Source organism: Flavobacterium glucosi (assembly GCF_048286535.1).
GTDB lineage: Bacteria > Bacteroidota > Bacteroidia > Flavobacteriales > Flavobacteriaceae > Flavobacterium.
This window is the reverse complement of the sequence record NZ_JBLVPK010000008.1, coordinates 114044-134484: the sequence shown is the minus strand read 5'-3', so window position 1 is coordinate 134484 and position 20441 is coordinate 114044. Positions and strand designations below refer to the sequence as shown.

Genomic DNA, 20441 nt, shown 5'->3' with positions numbered 1-20441 from the left:
TCTTTTTTAGAAAATAAATTTTCCCTCTCGATCTAATTAACTTGCCAGTATTTTAAAGAACTTCTGCGCCATTGCGGGTGCAAAACTAGCACCTTTATTCAGTTATTCAAGCTTTTTTAAACGCTTTTTTTAATATTCTCTTAACCTAATCTTTAACTCGCTGATATCTATAATTTTGAAACCCAATCTTTTTTTAATAAAACATCAATCAAACAACCCACAAACAACCTTTCTTCGCAAAATACCCTATTTCTGTTACGATGGACCGCTTTCAACTACCATTGCTAATCTAGCAAATCTTGCGGATCTTAATCAATATTGGCTGAGTTCATCCTCTTAACTACAATCTGAACATTAAAAATAGCTTCCATGACCAGTAATCGACCAAAAGAAACTAGTCTCGATTAATAAAATGGTTTTATCCTATGCCTTATATAAAGACAAACATCCCTTTTAAATTCTCTCCTATATATAAGGTAGCAAAATATGTCGTCTAGATGTCATTATGAATTATTCGAATAATCAAAAAGCTCCGCCTTACGCAAGCTCGCGTTAGGGATAGAAGCAAAAAGCCCACAGTCCAGCCTTTTTTTGGCGCGACGAGGACTTGTAGCGAATAGCCCGACGCCACATATAAAGAGAGTCAACTAATCCCTAGATTAATTGACTCTCTTTTTATGTGGCGAAACGCTCTAATAAAATTCTAATCGAAACGTATCGCTTTAACCGGTGAAATTTTAGTTATTATATAGGAAGGAATTAATAATACCAAGAAACAGACCGTCACAGTAAGTAGGTTTAATAAAAGTATGTATCCCCAATTTAGATAAACTGGGGCTTGATTGACGTAATAGTTTTCTGGATTCAATTGGATTAAGCCAAACTGTTGCTGAATTAATAGTAATGCGATACCTATCAGATTCCCCCAAAAAAGGCCACGTACTATAAGATAGAGGGCGTTGTACAGAAATATTTTTCGGACTGACCAATTATTAGCTCCCAAAGCTTTTAGGATTCCTATCATTTGTGTTCGCTCAAGAATCAGCACTAATAACGCTACTACCATATTGATTGTAGCGACAAGAATCATTACTACTAGTATAACGATGATGTTGAAATCGAAGAGTTGAAGCCATTCGAATATATAACTGTATTTCTCGATTATAGTTTTAGTATCTAATGTTGATGCCGTTTGGGCATAAACTTGTTCTCCGATAGATTCTATAGTATTAAAATCATCTACAAAAACTTCGAAAGCACCGATTTGATCTGGAGCCCATTTATTGATACGTTGCATGTGACGAATATCTCCTATTATATAGGTAGCGTCGAATTCTTGAAAACCAGAATTGAAAATTCCTGTAATTTTAAATCTTCGAATGTTAGGTAACTTATTTTGATCTTCTTTGATGAAGAATGTATTAAAAAGATCACCTACTTTCAAATTCAATCTGTTGGCGAGGAATTGTGATATTAAAACTTCTTGATTTACATTTTTTGAATAATCAGGCAATTTCCCCGAAACCAGATACTCCTTTATATTATCCCATTTGTAATCATTTCCCACTCCTTTGAAGATAATTCCTTCGAAAGCAGTTTCGGTTCTAATAATTCCAGCTTTACTGGCAATGGCCTGAATATGCTCCACTCCAGGTACTGATATAAACTTTGGATAAAAATCCTGTTTTTTAGAAATTGGAACTAGCGTGACTTCGGATTGATTGTTGTCATAATTCGAAATAATGATATGTCCATTAAAAGCCGAAATTTTTTCTCGTATTTTTTGCTGCAGTCCAATTCCGGTTGCTACAGAAACAATCATCATAATCATACCAATGGCAATTGCCGAAATGGCAATTTTTATAATTGGAGCAGAAATGCTACTTTTATAATCTTTAGCAGTTATAAGTCGTTTGGCAATGAAATATTCTAAATTCAATTTGATCACTTTTCTAATTTGGATTTGCATCGCCAGTTTGCGTTGCTAAAGCCAAAAATACAGCTAAAACACGAATTACACTAATTGACCTTAATTTTAATTGAACGTATATATGAACTCATTTTTTAAAATATCGCTTAGTTGTTTATTCTTAACAATGATTTCGACTTCCTGTTCTGCAAGGAAAACGGATGCGAAGAAAAATGTGAAATCAGATTTAGAAAAGGTTAAAAACAATCCATCTACAGAAATAAAAACTGGAGCCGATAATTACAGTACCTATTTATCATTATTAAAGGACAAGAAAATTGGTATTGTAACCAATCAAACTGGTATTCTCTCTAATAAAATACATGTAGTCGATTTTCTTTTAAAAAAAAACATAGCCATCCAGAAAATATTTGCGCCTGAACACGGTTTTCGGGGGACTGCTGATGCGGGTGAACATGTCGTTGACGGAAAAGATTCTAAAACTGGGCTTTCAATTATTTCCCTTTATGGTGACAATAAAAAACCAAAACCAGAGCAACTCGCAGGAATTGATATTATGGTTTTTGATTTGCAAGACGTAGGCGCACGATTTTACACTTATATCTCTTCGTTACATTATATCATGGAAGCCTGTGCCGAAAATAACATTCCACTTTTAATTCTTGACCGACCAAATCCAAACGGAAGTATTGTTGACGGTCCAATTCTTGAGCCAGCATTCACTAGTTTTGTGGGAATGCATTCAATTCCTTTGCTACATGGAATGACAATGGGTGAATATGGACAAATGATTAATGGTGAGAAATGGCTAAAGAATGGTACACAATGCAAATTGACGGTTATCCCCTGTCTTAATTACAACCGAAAAATGGATTATCATTTGCCTGTAAAACCTTCGCCGAATCTTCCAAATGATCAAGCTGTGAATTTATATGCAAGTTTGTGTCTTTTTGAAGGCACGAATGTGAGTATGGGACGAGGAACTGAAAAACAATTTCAAATTTACGGCTCCCCTTATTTACCAAAAAGTGGCTTTAGTTTTATTCCGAAACCAAATTTTGGCGCACAAAACCCTGTTTACAATGGCGTAGAATGTTATGGCGAAGATTTAGCTACAGTTACAAAAGTAAATCGGCTGGAATTAAAATGGCTGATTAAAGCCTATGAGGCAACAAGTGACAAATCAAAATTCTTCAATCCTTATTTCACGAAACTTGCAGGAACTAAAAAATTGCAACAGCAAATAGAAGCTGGAACTTCGGAAACAGAAATACGAGAAAACTGGAAGAAAGGATTAGTCCAATTTATGAAAATGAGATTTAAATATTTGATATACTAGTCTAATGTTTTAAAGTCAAAAGTCCTAAAGTCAATTCAAAATACCATTTAACTTTCAAACTATTCTCTTTATGACTTTAAGACTGTTGACTTTATGACTAAAAAAGCGGTAACTTCTTTTTCATTTCCTCAACAATATTAAAAGCAGCCGGGCATATCGCTACATTTTTCAAGGTTAAGTCCGTTATTTGTTGGAACTTTTTTCTGTCCGTGTGTGGAAATTCTCTGCATGCTTTTGGGCGAACATCATAAATCATGCATGCGTTTTCATTATCCAGAAAAGTACACGGAACACTTTGCAAGACATAATCCCTGTCCTCGTCAATCTGAAGATATTGCTCCATAAATTGTTGCGGTTTTTGGCGCAAATATTTTGAAACACGCTCAATATCCGCATCTGTAAATAATGGTCCAGTGGTTTTACAGCAGTTCGCACACGTTAAGCAATCCGTTTTCTTGAATTCGGCATCATGCAAATCCTGCATCACGTAATCCAAATTCTTTGGCGTCTTCTTTTTCAGCTTATCGAAATACTTTTTATTTTCGATATGCTTATCTTTGGCTTCTTTAGGAAGATTATTTAAAATAGTGTTCATTCGTAGGTTTGTTTTTTCGGTTATTCGATAAAACATTCCGCGAAATTACTTAAACAAATCAACAAATCACCAAATTAACACATCAACTATAATGAAAGACCTTTTTGGCAAAGCCATACTCGATTTTCAAACGAAGAATTCTCCGGAAGATTTAATCACGGAAACCTCTATTTCTGAAGAAGATGAAATGAGTGTTGAATATTTATTTCGTTCCTATGACGAGATGCCAAAACTAGAGCAGAAAGCCCTACAACTTGCGAATGGAAAAATTTTGGATGTAGGCTGTGGCGCAGGAAGTCATAGCTTGTATTTACAAAATGAAAGAAATCTTGATGTTCATTCGATTGATATTTCTAAAAATGCAATTGAAGCCTGCAAACTTCGCGGATTGAAAAATGTTCACGTTCAAAATATTCTTGAAATGGACTCTAATAATCCAGAAAATAAATTTGACACCATTTTATTATTAATGAATGGAACCGGTATTTTTGGAACACTAAAAGAATCCACGACCTATTTACAGAAATTAAGAAGCTTGCTAAAGCCAAACGGACAAATTCTAATTGATTCTTCAGATATAATTTACATGTTTGATAATGATGAAGATGGTGGGAAATGGATTCCAAGTAATGGATATTATGGCGAATTGACTTTTACAATACGTTATAAAAATGAAAAAGAAGACGAATTCCCTTGGCTTTATTTAGATTATAATACTTTGCAAAATGCGGCTTTCGCCAATGGATTACAAAGCGAGATACTTCTTGAAGGTGAACATTATGATTATTTAGCCAAACTTTCAATTTAAAAGAACACATTTTAGCATGGAAAATAAAGCATTAAAAAAATTACGTTATCCTATTGGGAAATTTATAGCCCCTGAAAGCTATTCCAGCGAATATCTAACTAGTAAAATAGCAGAAATCGCCAGTTTCCCGGAACGATTGAAAAAAGAAGTGATTCATTTAACCGAAAAACAACTCGAAACACCATATCGACAAGATGGCTGGACTATTCGTCAAGTGATTCATCATTGCGCCGACAGTCATCTGAATTGTTTTATTAGAATCAAATGGGCACTAACCGAAGATAATCCAACTATAAAATTTTATTACGAAGATCGTTGGGCTGGATTACATGATAATTTGACAATGTCTATCCAGCCTACACTTTCTTTACTAGAAGGTTTACACTTTCGCTTAGCGTATTTAATGAATAGTCTATCTCAAGCTGATTTAGAAAAATCCTTTATTCACCCTGAAAACAACAAGCAATTTAAAATTAAGGAAATAATAGGAACGTATGCTTGGCATGGAAACCACCACTTAGCACATATCACAGAATTAAAAAAGCAAAAAGCTTGGCCATCGAACGTTTAATTTTTTTTTCTACAAATAAAAAAAATCCCAAATACAGCTTAGTTTGCATTTGGGATTTTATTTTTTAAGGAATATTCAAATATTTATGGGTCTGTAAAGAAACCCGCCATTTAGGATTGTTCATAACATAATCTACAATAAGCGGAGTCATTTCTTCTTTTTTACTCCATTCAGGCTGTAGAAATAGAATCGCATTACTATTCACTTTTTCAGCTTGCTCTTCGGCAAAAATAAAATCATGCTTGTTATAAATGATAACTTTCAACTCCTGTGCATTATCGTAAACCGTTTGTGTTGGCAATTTATTTTTCTTTGGAGAGAGACAAATCCAATCCCAAGACCCCGTAAGCGGATACGCACCTGAAGTTTCAATATGAACTTTTCTATTATTCTCTTTTAGCTTTTGCGTGAGTAAAGTCATATCCCACATTAAAGGTTCGCCACCAGTCACGACAACAGTCTCTGAGTATTTGCTCGCATTTGTAACTATTAAATCAATACTTGTCGGGGGATGTAATTCAGCATTCCAGCTTTCTTTAACATCGCACCAATGACAACCCACATCACATCCACCTATTCTAATAAAGTATGCAGCTGTCCCGGTATGAAATCCTTCCCCTTGAATAGTATAAAACTCCTCCATTAATGGAAGCATTGCACCTTTATTAACCTCTAATTGTATTTCTTTTGATAACATTATTTAATTTTAAAGTGCAAAGATAGTTAATTTGAAAATGAGTTAATTTGAAAACTGAGACTAAAGTACACTTTCAAAGGTTTAAAAAATTTAATAATCATATTCAAAAAAATAAATTCAAAAACAATCGAAAATATTAACCATAAAAAAACCGACAGCCAAAAGACTATCGGTTCATGATATTAAAAAATTTAGTTATTTTAAAATTTTTATAGATTCTAAAGCATAATTATTTGCTGGATCTAAAGCTAGTGTTTTTTTAAAGTATTCAATAGCTTTAGGTTTATCAGTATTAGCAAAACTTGCTGCCATATTATTATAGCTTTCAATAATTTTAGCTTTTGTTGCCGGTTTAGCAAGTTCTTCTGCTCCTAACGCGGTCGTTTTTGCAACATAATCTTCATAATTCTTAACCATAACATCATCTTTTTCAAGCAATCTGTTGGTTCTTGCTCTGTATAGATAAGCTTCTAGATAAGTTGGAGAAGCTACTAATACTTTCTCGAAAGCAGCATCAGCTTTTTGTAGTGCAACAACATCCACTTTTACACCTTTCTCTTTATTGATATTAGCATAATAATTTGCTAAACCATAGTATACATTGTCATCTAAAAAATTTGTAGATTCAGTTGTATTTGCTCCAAACTCAAATATAGCAGCAGATTCAGTGTATAATTTTTGTGCAAATAATTTTTTACCCACTTCGCTTAAATCCTGCACTGCCAAAGGTTCCATTTCTATTGCCTTTTTCACATCAACCATACCTGCACTAAACGCAGTTGCATCAATTGATAAACCATCGGCACTTGTTCCTTTTTTAATTTTAGAAAGCCCTAAGTACAAATAATCCAATGCTATTGCTTTGTTCCCTGGAGAAGTGATAAAACTTTCCAATGATTTTATAGCTACATCTACATTTCCATTTTTGTAAGCAGCATAACCTAAGTAACGATAGATTCTTGGATTAACTTTATCTAATTCAATCATTTTATTAGCTTCTGCTTCAAGAGCTACATAATCCTCTATTAAAATCAGAAAATCAGCACGACGCATTCTTGAGTGAATCGAATAATCCGTTAAAGACATATATTTATCATAATGTCCTATCGCAATTTTATAATTAGCAGCTGCTTGAGAAGGTTTGTTACGTGCAATTTTATAATATGTTTCAGCTAATTCTCTATAAACTGGTCCATAATTAGGATTTATCGCAATAACTTCATTGTAAGCTTTTAAAGCTTCATCATACGATTTAGCACCTTTCAATAAAACTCCTAATTGCATTTTAGCTCTAAGCAAACTATTATCTGTTTGAAAAGCACTTCTGTATGCAACATAAGCTTCATTTTGTTTACCATCGCCATAGTAAGCGTCTCCTAATGCTAATTGTAATTGAGCATCTTGAGAATTGTTTATCACAGCACGATTCAAAATTGCAATTGCACTTTTATAATCAGGCTTAGTAGCATTCATATACGCCCTAGCAATATATATAAATTCTTGAATATCTTTTTTTCTCATGTCTTTGGTAGCTAAGGCAAATTTAGCCTGAGCACCTGCAACATCATTTTTATCTAAATCCATTTGACCCAAACCGATGTAATTCAATTTAGCATCATCGGAAGCAGTTAAACCATTTTGAAAATAAATTTTGGCTGAATCCTCAACACTTTGCGTAAGATAAATATTCCCTAAAGTGTAAAAAGCAGTACCGTTTGAAGGCTTGGCTTTTATAATCGATTTCAACATCGTTTTTGCACTTTCAAATTGCTCAGCATCTATCGCTTTTTTTGCTTGGTCAATGTCTTGAGCTTGAGTCGTAAAAGCTGTGGCCAAAATGGCAACGCTTAAGGTCGTTAATTTATTCATTTTCATTGTAGTTAATTTATTTTTTATTGTTTTGGCTTTTCGTTATTGTAAATCTCCTAGTAGGAATACGTACCGGTAACAAACCAGATTTTAAAATTATTCTTTGTCCGATATCACCGCCTACAAACGAAGCAAAGCCCATTCCTAAGCCAGAATATCCTTGACAATTTATTATATACAAATCACGTGCCAAAGGGTATTTTTTTTCTGCTAGATTATTTTGTGAAGGTAAAAAATACTCATTCCCTGTTAGCCCCTTTACACTTAACGTATTTACATTCGCAAGAAACTTCTGCATTGCTGGCTGAGGCTGGGAGAGCCAGTTAACACCCACAACTCCAATCATTCCCTCATTTTCTGAGACATGTTTTATAACTTCGTCATTCGTTTTAAATGAAAAAACACCCTTTTGGGGTATTGCATTTATTCCAGCCAAAGAATTCATGTACCTTACTGTACTGGAGTTAAGGTTATCAAAAACCAATCCTTTAATTGATGCAACGGGCTTTCCTTGCATAAAACTAATAACATCGTTTAACGCCACAAGAGTATCTTTATTGCTTTTATTAGAGATAAAAGCTATAGCATCAGTAGCAAAAACAGTTGTTTTAGGATTAATTTTTCTTTGTTTAAAAATCTTCAATTCTTCAGTTGTCAAGGTTCTTGATAAAACAGCTATTGCAGCTTTTTCATTAAATAAAGAGTTAACAGTTTCAGTTTCAGATTTAGCTACAAGTTTTATTTTAGCATCATATTCATTTTCAAACACAGCAACTTGATCTTCAACGATAGGAGTTAAGGTTTCATCTACATAAATTGTGGTTGAACCTTTCAATATAGTTTCCTTATCTTTTTTATTAGTTGATTGGTTACAAGCGAACACCAATATTACTACTGAAAATAAAATAAAATAGGGAAGTTTAGAATATTTTTTCATGATCTAGTTATTATCATTAATAATTCGAAAGAATCTGAAAGAAGCATATACAATAAGTAAAGCCCCGAAAGCAATTCTATAAGTAGGCTCCATAGCTAAAGGAAAATTCTTCATAAAGATAATAAATAAACCTAAAACAAGGTAAACAAGAAAAAACAAAATTCCTAAAACAAGAAGAAATCGCTCTTTAAGCGATTTCTTCTTAATATTATTTAATATGTTATTTAACATTATTCTGCAGATTGAATAGTAATTGGAAGAGAATAAAGAACCCTTACTTTTTTACCATTTTGTTCTCCTGGTGTCCATTTAGGACATTTTTTCAAAACACGGATGGCTTCTTTTCCTGTACCATAACCGATATCTCTAATTACTTTAATATCCGTTAAAGAACCATCTTTTTCAACTACAAAAGTAACATAAACTTTACCTTTTAATCCTTCTTCTTCCGGAGTTTGATAGTTATTACCAACAAATTTATAAAATTTTTCGATTCCTCCTGGAAAATCAGGTTTCACCTCAATACCAGCAGTATTATAAATTTGGTTATCAACTTCTTCCACTACAGCTGCAGTTCCTGTACCAACTGGCTCAACAGTTAAAACAGCATCCGGGTCACCTTTAATAGTTACCGCACCTAATTTTTTATCTTTTAATTCGACAGTTTTAGGTGGCTCTTCAGTTACTTCCTCCGCTTTTGCAACAACTGGTTTAACAAATTTTTGTTGATCCACTTTTGGTGGTGGTGGTGGTGGTGGCGGAACATTCTTCTTTACTTCTTCCTTCGGTGGTAATTTGATACTAACAATTTTAGTATCTAAAGTTTCATCAGCTTCCGCAGAATCAGGTAGTAAACTTAATATAAGTGGCATACTAACTGCTATAGCAAAAACAATTGCACCTAAGATAAGCGCTCTAACAGTAGTCTTGTTATTTGATTTTCTTAGTTCGTAAGCGCCATAAGCTTTATTACGACCCTCGAATACAATATCAAGCCATTGGTTTGTGAAAATATCTAATTTCATTTTTCTTAATTATTAGGTTATAGAGTAATAAGAAAATCTTACTTACCTTCTAACAATTTTAGTTCCTCTGGTGAAAAATCATTAACAATTGCGTTTGAAGGTACTTGTGCAATTGCCATCTCATCTAATATATCTACTAAATTACGGTAATTTGATTTTTTACTTGGTTTGATAATTACTATTAAACCTTTGTCTTTGTTTCCAGTGTATTCAACTACTGATAATTTTCTTTTCAATAATTCTTTACGAATACCCTCTTTGCCATAAGAAATATCTTTAGGTCCAGCAATTGGAGTCGCTAACAAACCCATATAATATACCATTTTATCATTGTCTCCTAACAAAACCGTTAAAGTACGGTTTTCATCAACCTTGATTGGTTTATCAGTAGGATCATCTTCTTTATCAGGCAAACCCAAACTCATCGATTGAGGTTTAGACAACGTAGTTGTAAGCATAAAGAACGTAATCAATAAGAATGCCAAATCCACCATAGCAGTTAAATCTACTTTTGAATTGGATTTTTTACTTCTTACTTTTCCACCTTTTTTGCCTCCACCGTCGCCGGTATTTAATTCAGCCATTTTAGTGTATGTGTTTTAATTATTTTTGTGTTGCTCTTAAACTAGTAACCAAATTAAAGTTGTTGATTTTTTGATCTTGCAAAATATCCATAACTTGTTTAATGGCAGGATACTCTTCTTTTGAATCACCTTTTATAGCAATTTGCAACTCCTTATCATTGATATCTATGTTTGCAATTCGAGAATTGTAAATCCATTCTTTCAGTTGATTATCTAGTGAATCTTTAGGAATTCCTGGCTGTAAACCTGGTTTATTTCTATCCGCAGTCTTCATTGCAATCAATTGCTTTAGAGCTGTAATTGGTACTCCAACACCTTCCATTAAAGAAAATGTTTCCAGTTCCTCTGCTGTAAATGCAACACTGTATTTTTGTCCCATTAGTTCTAATGCCTTTTTTCTAACTTCTCTACCCTTTAAATCAAAGAAAACTTTTCCTTTCCCTATTGTTATTGTAGCCAAATCAGTTTCAGGCAACTTAGTTTGAACCTGTGAGGCAGGCGTATCTACTGGCAATGCTTCCGGTATCTTAGCTGTTGCTGTCATTACAAAGAAAGACAACAAAAGAAAAGCGACATCACACATAGCAGTCATATCAGTAGATCCTGCTTTTTTTTTCATTTTTATAGCCATTAATATTTCTTTTAATATTTACAAGAAAATAGAATCTGTTTTGCAGACCTCTATTTTCCTGTAAATTAAATTATTAATTATTTTTGTGTACTTCTGTAGTGTCTGTAAGTATTTACAATCGTGTTACCTGCCTCATCAATTGAGTAAGTCAAAGTATCAATTTTAGAAGTAAAGAAGTTGTAAGCAATAATTGCCAGAGCAGAAGTAGAAATTCCTGTAGCTGTATTAATCAAAGCCTCAGAAATACCATTTGCAAGGGCAGCTTGATCAGGAGTACCAGCAGCCGATAAAGCACTAAATGCTTTAATCATACCTGTCACTGTTCCTAACAAACCTGCAAGCGTACCTAACGATACCATTGTAGAAAGTACAGTCATGTGTTTCTCTAACATTGGCATTTCTAATGAAGTAACCTCTTCTATTTCTTTGTGAATAGTTTCAGCAGCAGCTTCGCTATCTAATCCTTCTTTTTTAACTTCTTGGTATTTCAATAAAGCTGATTTTATTGGATTTGCAACAGAACCTTTTTGTTTGTCACATGAAGCTATAGCACCTTCAATGTTACCATCTTTAATATCTTTTTGTACACTTGTCATGAATTGATCAAGATTTCCTGTACCAGCTGCTTTTGAAATTACAGCATAACGCTCAAATGAGAATACAACAACCATTAATAATAACCCTAATAATACTGGTACAATAGGACCTCCTTTGTAAACCATTGCTAACATATTTCCTGGTAATGGGTGACCTGTATTAACACCGCCTTCAAAATTAGCGCCATTACCCATTATGAAATTCCAAATTAACCATCCAACAAAAATACATGCTACAATAATGATTCCTGAAATCATTCCTCCTCCGTTTGCACCTTTTTCTTTTTTAACGTTTGCCATTTTTTTTAATTTTAATAGTTTTAAATAAATTATCTTAGTTATATTAAACTTGTAGTAGAGCAAATTTATATTTTTAGTTCAAATAAAAAAACTTTTTTTAATTTTATTATAATTAAATTTATTTCAAAAATACATTTGTAATTTAACGCTTTGCATTTATATCAAAATACTCAGATAAAAGTAGTATTTTATCCAAAAAAACGTATTTTTTTATGACATATTGAGACAATATTTCAAAAACCAACTCTCTTCTATCAAAACTAATATTTTATATTATTAACAATAAAAAAGCAGGAAAACTGCAGTATGCACTAAAATTTCAGGTTTTGTAAAAAAAATAATACCTTGCAGATGATTTAAATCTAAACTTATTATGAGCAGAAAAGAAGATTTTATACAACAAGTTACAGACGGATATAGCTGTAAAGGAGAAAGTATTACTCTTGGCGGAGCAATATTAGACGGAGAAGCATTACCCAATGCACACGTGAAAATCCCTCTAAAAACATTAAACCGTCATGGATTAATTGCTGGAGCAACCGGAACCGGAAAAACCAAAACTATACAGGTTCTGTCAGAACAATTATCATCCTTTGGAATACCCGTGTTGATGATGGATATAAAAGGTGATTTTAGTGGTATTGCAAAAGAAGGAGAAGAGAAACCATTTATTACCGAACGACATGTTAAAATAAACATCCCTTATAATACAGCATGTTTTCCTGTTGAATTATTGACTTTATCGGAACAAAATGGGGTTCGTCTTCGCGCTACTATCTCTGAGTTTGGACCCGTTTTATTTTCTCGAATCCTAAATTTAAATGATACTCAAGCTGGCGTTGTCTCTGTTATTTTCAAATATTGTGATGACCATAAAATGCCTTTATTGGATTTAAAAGACATCAAAAAAGCAATCAATTATATCACCGAAGAAGGAAAAGATGAAATTGAAGAAAGCTACGGCAAGATTTCTACTTCAACAACAGGCACAATTCTTAGAAAGATAATAGAATTAGAGCAACAAGGTGCTGATCTCTTTTTTGGAGAAATGTCTTTTGACGTTGAAGATTTAATGCGCATTGACGAAACTGGGAAAGGATATATCAATATCTTGAGACTAACTGACATTCAAGATAAACCAAAATTATTTTCGACATTTATGTTGAGTTTGTTAGCCGAAATTTACCAGCAAATGCCTGAAAAGGGAGATTCAGATCAACCAGAATTAGTTATTTTTATTGATGAAGCTCATTTGATTTTCAACGAAGCCAGCAAAGCATTATTAGAACAAATAGAGACTATTGTAAAACTTATCCGTTCCAAGGGAATTGGGATTTACTTCATCACTCAAAACCCAATGGATATCCCAAGCGGTGTTTTGGCGCAATTGGGTTTAAAAATCCAACATGCTTTAAGGGCTTTTACAGCCAATGACCGAAAAGCCATCAAACAAACCGCTGATAATTACCCAACATCTGAATTTTATAAAACGGATGAAATTCTAACTAGCTTGGGAATTGGAGAAGCATTAGTCACTGCATTGAACGAAAAAGGAATTCCAACACCACTTGCAGCTACGATGATGCGTGCCCCGATGAGCAGAATGGATATTTTAACCGAGAGTGAAATTCAAGAAATCAATAACAGATCTAAACTAGTAAAAAAATACAGCGAACTGATTGACCGCGAAAGCGCTTATGAAATGCTAAATAAAAAAATTACCGTTGTTGAAGAAGCGGCTGCAGAACAGGAAAAAACAGCTGAAAAAGAAGAAAGTAAAGGTCCGAGTTCCGCTAGTGTCGTAGGAAAATCCGTTTTAAAAGTATTGACAAGTGCTACTTTTATAAGAGGTGCTTTTGGTGTTTTGACAAAAATGTTTAAAAAATAAAATCCGACATTACCCTTTTAAAATTAAAACGCTTTAAGGGTATTTTAAAAAGTAATATTGCACATGAAAAAATATTTTATTCAAAAAGCTCCTTTTATAGTTCCTACAACTGACGGCAAATTAATAGAAGAGCATCAAGGAATTGCTACCACAAATAATCCTGAAATTTCGATTGCACACATGATTGCACCTCCTAAATGGAGCGAACCTTTTCAAACACCTGAATTTGAAGAATACACCTATGTGATAAAAGGAAAAAAGCAATTCATCATTGAAAATGAAATTGTGATACTTGAAGCAGGCCAATCTATAAAAATTGAGAAAAATACTCGAGTACAATATTCCAATCCTTTTGACGAACCTTGTGAATATATTGCCATTTGCAAACCAGCTTTCGATTTTACCAAAGTACATCGTGAGGAATAAATAGTTCCGTTGGAAGTAAAAAACTATCGTAACTATATTGAATTGAACAAGTCGAAAAAACTATTCCAGCAATTCCAGGATTTTATTCTCTACCGCTTCACTGTTCCAAATGTTCTCGATGTTTTCCATTTTCAAAACTTCTTCCATAATAGCATTTTGATAATCCCCAATAGCCAAAGCTTCGGCATACGGACGATCACTAAAGGTTACTCTACTATAAAGCGGAATCCATTTTTCCGGATATTTGTCTGAGAATGATTTTTCAATTTTCTTTTGCAACAAGAATTTCTCATCAGCCGTTTTAGAACTCATTTCCATAAAATTACGATAGGAAAGTTCTGCTATAGCATCAGCATTGGGTTTACGGGATTTTTGATATTCGGAGAAAATTGTTTTCCAATCATCTCCATACTCTTCAATCATTTCATAAAGAATCGAAATGTCCTCAAAGCCCGCATTCATTCCTTGTCCGTAAAATGGAACAATTGCATGACAAGCATCGCCAATTAGTGCAATTTTATCTTCGTACGTCCAGGGGAAACATTTCATCGTCACCAATGTACTTGTTGGATTTTTGAAAAAATCCTCAGTCAATTTTGGAATTACATCAATGGTATCCGGTAGGTTTTTTTCAAAAAAAGTTTCTACCTCTTTTTGATTTTTTAAAGAAGCAAAAGAATTTTCTCCTTCAAAAGGCATAAATAAAGTACATGTAAAACTACCATCTAAATTAGGCAATGCAATCAACATATATTCTCCACGAGGCCAAATATGAAATGAATTCTTGTCTAGTTTATGAGTTGCATCCGAATTTGCAGGAATATTTAATTCCTTATATCCAATAGGTAAAAATTCTTGCGAATAATCAAACATGCTTTGGCGCTGCATGCGATGACGGATTCTGGAAAAAGCGCCATCGGCACCAAAAACCATATCGTATTTTTTTTCTTCCCATGCGCCTCTTTCGGTTTCTCCAATGTGTAGCGTCGCATCATCTAAGTTTACATCCCAGATTTTATGTTCGAAAAAGAATTCTGCTCCTGCGGCTTCCGCCAAATCGATCATTTTTCTATTCAAAGTCCCTCTGGAAATCGAGTAAATAGATTCGCCTTCTTGTCCATAATTTTGAAAATTAAGTTTATCAACAAGATGAATGGCGCGTTTGTCCATTGGGATGGCAATTTCCCGCACGGCATCACCCACTCCAACGCCATCTAGCGCTTTCCAACCTCGGTTAGACATGGCTAAATTAATAGAACGTCCAGAAAATTGAATTTGTCTGATATCTGGGCTTCTATCGAAAACATGAACCGTATGACCCGCTTTGCGAAGATAAATAGCTAATAAAGATCCAACTAATCCAGAACCTACAACCGCTATTTTTTTGGGAATTTGCATTAATTTTTTATAAAAAGTTAAGCAAAATTACTGATTTTATTAGACTAAGAACTTTAAAACTATTAATTTTTACGTGGAATAAAAACCAATTTTGTTGAAGTTCTAACAATCTCCTCCTTATTCAGCATCATTCTTCTAAATTTTCCAGTATTATAAAGTTCTGCTTGATCACTATAATGTGCACTTAATGGATTTCCCGATTGCCCTGTCGGGAGGATACTCCAGCTGTTTTCTATATCAGAAAAATCAATAATTCTTCTTGTTGACGGACCTCCTTTTACGATATAATTTCCATCACTGGTAAAATCAAAAAATAAATTATTGATGACTTCCGTAGATCCCGAAACTTCAAAAGGACCCACATTAAAAATTCTTCTTAAAGCAGCCACTTTACCCAATGGATGCTGATGTTCTACCGTGTGCACTTTATTCCAAGTCCAATCAGCAACCGTAGTTCCCAATTGTTCTTCTAAAGCTACAATCGACTCTTTAAACGATTGTGATATGATTTTACTACGCGTTTCTTTTTCATTTTTAGTACTGATATTATCCCACCAAAGCGACGCTGCATTCACAATTTGCTTTGCGATAATTTGCTTCATAATATGTGTTCCTAAAAATTGCTTGAAATGAGCGGCGCCAAGTTCATCCTCGAAAGTGTTTTTCAAATAATTAAAAATCCATTTATTGTAAATTGTTGGTGCTACGTCACTAAGATTATTCGAACCTTTCCATTCTTTTAAAATAAGCAAAGCTTCTTTCTCGTTTTTAGAAAGTGTTTTCGGGTCTACATCTAGGAGTAACTGTTTGACCACTCCCGGAGCAACAGATGACGTATTATCAAAAATCATTCTTCCAACTGCCGCTTTATCCCAATTTGATTTTGGTTCTAATAACTGCCTAATTCTTTTTGCTCTGTCTTCAGGAAGATAATAGCCTGGATATAAAAATCCGTCTATGGGTTCCGGTTGATTGTTCGCAGAGTACACATAATTCCATTTTGGATTTACCGCCGATGGGTTTTTGGAGAAATCCAAATATTCTTTAATATCGTCATTACCACTGGCACCATTTAAAATAAAATTAGGATTTACGTCCGCGTTATGCTTGTATAATTTCCCCGTTGCCCACCAAGCCACATTTCCTTTAGCATCGCCATACATCACATTTAAACCAGGAGCCGCTATTAAACTGACTCCTTTTTGGAAATCAGCTTTGCTTTTAGCATGCGAAAGTTGATAAACAGCATCCAGAATTTGTATGGGTTGTTGTGTATAAATCCAGGACATTGCAACTGGTTTGTCTTGCTGCAAACCATCAATCAAGTCATTTACGACCGGGCCATGGCGAGTCACTTTAATATTCAAAACCACATCGGTAGCATCTTTTACTTTTACAATTTTTTTTCGAATTTCATACGCGCTAAAACCATTTGGTGTCTTGTAAGCATTACCATCTTTTGGATTATTCTCCTCTTGATACAAATCGATATCATCATTTTCAAACATAGTCAAACCATACGCATACTCGCGATTGTGTCCCAATAAAGGATAGGGAGTTCCAGCCAAATAACAGCCGTACAATTCAAAATCTGGGGTTACTACATGTGCTTCATACCAAGTTCCGGGTTGCGAAAACCCAATGTGTGGATCATTAGCAAAAATAACTTTTCCATTTTTTGTTTTCTTTGGTGCAATAACCCAACTGTTACTCCCAATAAAAGGAGAAATTGGAGATTGTTCCAATAGTGAAGCTACCGCCTTTGAAATAGCAATATATTCTTGAGCATTTTCTTTGGCATTTTTAATTCGGGTAGTATTAAACGAGCCATCAATCCCAAAATCTTTGAGATACGCCATTCCGTATTTGTTTCGAATATCAGTCAATAGCGGATCTGATTTTTGAGCCACCGCAAAACTAAAAGACATGTATCCAAAAATATTATAAACATCTTTAATCGTAAACTTCTCTTTTTTAACCCCTAGCAAACTGAACTCTATTGGCGTTGTTCCTTCTTCTAAATATTGATTAATCCCATCCAAATATGCCATTGTCAATTGATAACTTGGACTATTTTTGTCCAAAACTGCAATTGCTTTTGCGGAAGCTTCTTCAATTCCAAGTCCTGCAAAGAATTTGTCATTTTTGAGTGCCACAGAACCAAAAATTTCTGATAATCGTCCTGGCGCAATCCGACGCATCAATTCCATCTGCCACAATCTGTCTTGGGCATGAACATAGCCCAAAGCTATCATCGCATCCTTTGCATTTGTCGCATAAATATGAGGAACGCCAAACTCATCAAAATAAACGGTCGTTTCTTTTTGAATATTTTTCACTTGCAATTTGCCCTCGTATTTTGGCTTTAGATAAAACCCATAAATAATTAAAGCTACCGCTAAAACTACTACTCCCGAAAGTAAAATTAGAAAGACTATTTTAAGTTTTTTCATATTTAAATAAATTGACAAACAAATATATAGGATTTGAAAGTTATTTAAAACAATTTATTTAAACGAGTGTACTTCTGGGGGAATCAATAAAATATAATTATTTTGTTTAATTTATTTTAAAATCAATTAAACAAAAAGTATATTTGTTCTAAATTAAAAAGATATGAAACACATTTCTAGAGATGACATTTCTCAAATGGAGAAAATCGAAAGATTGAATTTAATCAATTCCTGTACCGGTTATAAGTCAGCTAATTTACTTGCTACAAAATCCCTTGATGGAAAATCTAATGTAGCTATTTTTAGTAGTGTGACTCATTTAGGAAGCAATCCGGCGCTGATAGGATTTATCATGAGACCCACCACCGTTCCCAGAGATACCTATAAAAACATCCGCGAGAAGGGTTACTTTACCGTAAATCATATTACTTTAGACATGATTGAAGATGCGCACCATACCTCTGCAAATTATGAATTAGGTGTTTCTGAATTTGATAAAACTAATTTGGAAGAAGAATACAAACCCAACATTGATATCCCATTTGTAAAAGGGAGCCCAGTTCAATTGTATTGCAAGTATGTAAATGAATATTACATCAAGGAAAATGATACGATTCACGTCATTGCCTCTATAGAAAATTTATTTTTTGAAGAAGAACTAGAACACAAAGATGGCTGGCTACAAATTGACAAAGGAAATGTTGTGGCACTAAATGGTCTTGATGGATATTGCTTACCCAAACTAGTAGATCGTTTTCAATATGCTCGAAAAGAAATCCCAACCACTTCATTTTTCAAAAAATAATATATGAAAAAACTACGATTAATCCTTGGCGATCAATTAAATTCAGAACATTCGTGGTTTCAGGAATGTGATAATAACACGATTTATGTACTTGCAGAAATGCGTCAGGAAACGGATTATGTAAAACATCACATCCAAAAAGTGGTGGCATTTTTCTTGTCAATGAGAAATTTTCACACTGCAATACAATCACTCGGACACCAAGCAGTCTATTTTCAAATTACCGATACCGAGAATCCACAGGATTTAGAAAAAATTATTGCCTTTTGTATCGAAAAATATAAAGTAGAAAAATTTGAATACCAATTACCCGACGAATACCGACTGGATCAACAATTAAAAACGATTTGTTCCAATCTAAAAATCGAATCAGAAGCTTTTGATTCCGAACATTTTTATACCACGCGTCACGAACTTTCTGATTTTTTTGAAGGCAAGAAATTGTTGTTGATGGAGAATTTTTATCGCAACATGCGTAAAAAACATCACATTTTGATGGATGGAGCAACTCCTTTAGGAAACCAATGGAATTTTGATGCCGATAATCGTAAAAAATACAAAGGTGAAGTTCCAGTGCCTTCAGAAAAAAATTTCCATGCCAATGTTGCTGAAGTTGTTGCTCAAATCAAAGAAGCTGCTATAGTCACTTTTGGAAATATCGATGTAAATAACTTCAGTTGGCCTACTTCCCGTGAGCAATCGCTGGAAGTTCTAGATTATTTCTGTACTAATCTGCTCAAACATTTTGGGGATTATGAAGATGCGATGCATACCGATGAAAAATTCCTTTTCCATTCTCGTTTGTCTTTTGCAATGAACAGTAAAATGCTTTCGCCAAAAGAAGTAATCGAAACTGTCATTGCTTTTTATCATGCTAATGAATCTGAAATATTCATCTCTCAAGTAGAAGGATTTGTGAGACAAATTTTGGGTTGGCGTGAGTATATTAGAGGAATATATTGGAAAGAAATGCCCAATTACGCCCAAATGAATGTCTTGAAAAACGACAACAAATTACCGGATTTTTTCTGGACGGGTAAAACCAAAATGAATTGCATGAATCATGCTATCAATCAAAGTTTAGACGAAGCTTACGCACATCATATCCAACGGCTCATGATAATAGGAAATTTTACGTTACTCACACAAATTCACCCTGACGAAGTAGATGCTTGGTATCTGGGCGTTTACATAGATGCTATTGAATGGGTCGAAATGCCTAACACCCGAGGTATGTCACAATATGCAGATGGTGGCATTATTGCTACAAAACCCTATGTTTCCTCAGGCAGTTATATCAATAAAATGAGTAATAATTGCGCTAAATGTCATTACAATGTCAAAGAGAAATTTGGAGATAAAGCCTGCCCTTTCAATACGTTATATTGGAATTTTCTAGATGAAAAAAAAGAGTACTTTAAAGGAAACCAACGCATGGGAATGATGCTGAATTTATTGAATAAGATAAATCCCGAAGAATTATATAAAATCAAAGTTAAAGCCAATGCGATAATTGAGAATATAGATTCCTATTAAACTGAAACATCCGCAAATAAAAAGAGTGTATAAATTCGACACGAACTTATACA

General features: G+C 33.9%; 18 protein-coding genes. 7 read left to right on the top strand and 11 right to left on the bottom strand.

The annotated features are described in order from the left end of the window. Positions 1–703 precede the first annotated feature (703 nt). Positions 704–1939: an ABC transporter permease gene (locus ACNQGD_RS13865; protein WP_417999690.1), complete on the bottom strand. Its 1236-nt coding sequence runs from the start codon at positions 1937–1939 to the stop codon at positions 704–706. A 157-nt stretch (positions 1940–2096) separates the two neighbouring features. On the opposite strand from ACNQGD_RS13865, the gene ACNQGD_RS13860 reads away from it, so the two are divergent. Beyond that, positions 2097–3269: an exo-beta-N-acetylmuramidase NamZ family protein gene (locus ACNQGD_RS13860; RefSeq protein WP_417999689.1), complete on the top strand. Its 1173-nt coding sequence runs from the start codon at positions 2097–2099 to the stop codon at positions 3267–3269. 97 nt (positions 3270–3366) lie between these two features. Here the strand turns inward: ACNQGD_RS13860 and ACNQGD_RS13855 are convergent, their stop codons facing one another. Then, positions 3367–3864, bottom strand: coding sequence for a YkgJ family cysteine cluster protein (locus tag ACNQGD_RS13855; protein WP_417999688.1), 498 nt, complete (start codon positions 3862–3864; stop codon positions 3367–3369). A gap of 91 nt (positions 3865–3955) precedes the next feature. On the opposite strand from ACNQGD_RS13855, the gene ACNQGD_RS13850 reads away from it, so the two are divergent. Together ACNQGD_RS13850 and ACNQGD_RS13845 are read left to right on the top strand one after the other, a co-directional pair. After that, positions 3956–4672 carry a class I SAM-dependent methyltransferase gene (locus tag ACNQGD_RS13850; protein WP_417997755.1) on the top strand — a complete coding sequence of 239 codons (717 nt, stop codon included), beginning with the start codon at positions 3956–3958 and terminating at the stop codon, positions 4670–4672. Positions 4673–4688: 16 nt separating this feature from the next. Next, entirely contained in the window at positions 4689–5243 is a 555-nt protein-coding gene (locus ACNQGD_RS13845; protein WP_417999687.1) for a YfiT family bacillithiol transferase, read from the top strand. Between the two features lie 64 nt (positions 5244–5307). Here ACNQGD_RS13845 and ACNQGD_RS13840 read toward each other — a convergent pair whose 3' ends face one another. The 7 genes from ACNQGD_RS13840 to ACNQGD_RS13810 form a co-directional block, all read right to left on the bottom strand. Further along, positions 5308–5940, bottom strand: coding sequence for a 7-carboxy-7-deazaguanine synthase QueE (locus ACNQGD_RS13840; protein ID WP_417993114.1), 633 nt, complete (start codon positions 5938–5940; stop codon positions 5308–5310). A 195-nt stretch (positions 5941–6135) separates the two neighbouring features. After that, positions 6136–7815, bottom strand: coding sequence for a tetratricopeptide repeat protein (locus ACNQGD_RS13835; protein WP_417993115.1), 1680 nt, complete (start codon positions 7813–7815; stop codon positions 6136–6138). Between the two features lie 10 nt (positions 7816–7825). Beyond that, on the bottom strand, positions 7826–8746 hold the full coding sequence (locus ACNQGD_RS13830) for a PstS family phosphate ABC transporter substrate-binding protein (RefSeq protein ID WP_417999686.1): 921 nt from the start codon (positions 8744–8746) through the stop codon (positions 7826–7828). A 230-nt stretch (positions 8747–8976) separates the two neighbouring features. After that, positions 8977–9771: an energy transducer TonB gene (locus ACNQGD_RS13825; RefSeq protein WP_417999685.1), complete on the bottom strand. Its 795-nt coding sequence runs from the start codon at positions 9769–9771 to the stop codon at positions 8977–8979. A 38-nt stretch (positions 9772–9809) separates the two neighbouring features. Beyond that, entirely contained in the window at positions 9810–10355 is a 546-nt protein-coding gene (locus tag ACNQGD_RS13820) for an ExbD/TolR family protein (protein ID WP_417993118.1), read from the bottom strand. Positions 10356–10374: 19 nt separating this feature from the next. Continuing rightward, a complete protein-coding gene (locus tag ACNQGD_RS13815; protein WP_417993119.1) occupies positions 10375–10986 on the bottom strand; it encodes an ExbD/TolR family protein in 612 nt (203 codons plus the stop codon). Positions 10987–11063: 77 nt separating this feature from the next. Then, positions 11064–11882, bottom strand: a complete 819-nt coding sequence (locus ACNQGD_RS13810) for a MotA/TolQ/ExbB proton channel family protein (RefSeq protein WP_417993120.1) — start codon at positions 11880–11882, stop codon at positions 11064–11066. Positions 11883–12255: 373 nt separating this feature from the next. Between ACNQGD_RS13810 and ACNQGD_RS13805 the strand changes: the two genes are divergently transcribed. After that, entirely contained in the window at positions 12256–13770 is a 1515-nt protein-coding gene (locus ACNQGD_RS13805) for a helicase HerA-like domain-containing protein (RefSeq protein ID WP_417999684.1), read from the top strand. Between the two features lie 63 nt (positions 13771–13833). After that, positions 13834–14196: a cupin domain-containing protein gene (locus ACNQGD_RS13800; RefSeq protein ID WP_417999683.1), complete on the top strand. Its 363-nt coding sequence runs from the start codon at positions 13834–13836 to the stop codon at positions 14194–14196. A 60-nt stretch (positions 14197–14256) separates the two neighbouring features. Here the strand turns inward: ACNQGD_RS13800 and ACNQGD_RS13795 are convergent, their stop codons facing one another. Both ACNQGD_RS13795 and ACNQGD_RS13790 read right to left on the bottom strand, forming a co-directional pair. Next, positions 14257–15594, bottom strand: coding sequence for an FAD-dependent oxidoreductase (locus tag ACNQGD_RS13795; protein WP_417999682.1), 1338 nt, complete (start codon positions 15592–15594; stop codon positions 14257–14259). A gap of 62 nt (positions 15595–15656) precedes the next feature. Further along, on the bottom strand, positions 15657–18047 hold the full coding sequence (locus tag ACNQGD_RS13790) for a penicillin acylase family protein (protein WP_417999681.1): 2391 nt from the start codon (positions 18045–18047) through the stop codon (positions 15657–15659). A gap of 163 nt (positions 18048–18210) precedes the next feature. On the opposite strand from ACNQGD_RS13790, the gene ACNQGD_RS13785 reads away from it, so the two are divergent. Both ACNQGD_RS13785 and ACNQGD_RS13780 read left to right on the top strand, forming a co-directional pair. Beyond that, a complete protein-coding gene (locus tag ACNQGD_RS13785) occupies positions 18211–18852 on the top strand; it encodes a flavin reductase family protein (RefSeq protein WP_417993125.1) in 642 nt (213 codons plus the stop codon). A gap of 3 nt (positions 18853–18855) precedes the next feature. Continuing rightward, a complete protein-coding gene (locus tag ACNQGD_RS13780; RefSeq protein ID WP_417999680.1) occupies positions 18856–20388 on the top strand; it encodes a cryptochrome/photolyase family protein in 1533 nt (510 codons plus the stop codon). Positions 20389–20441 lie beyond the last annotated feature (53 nt).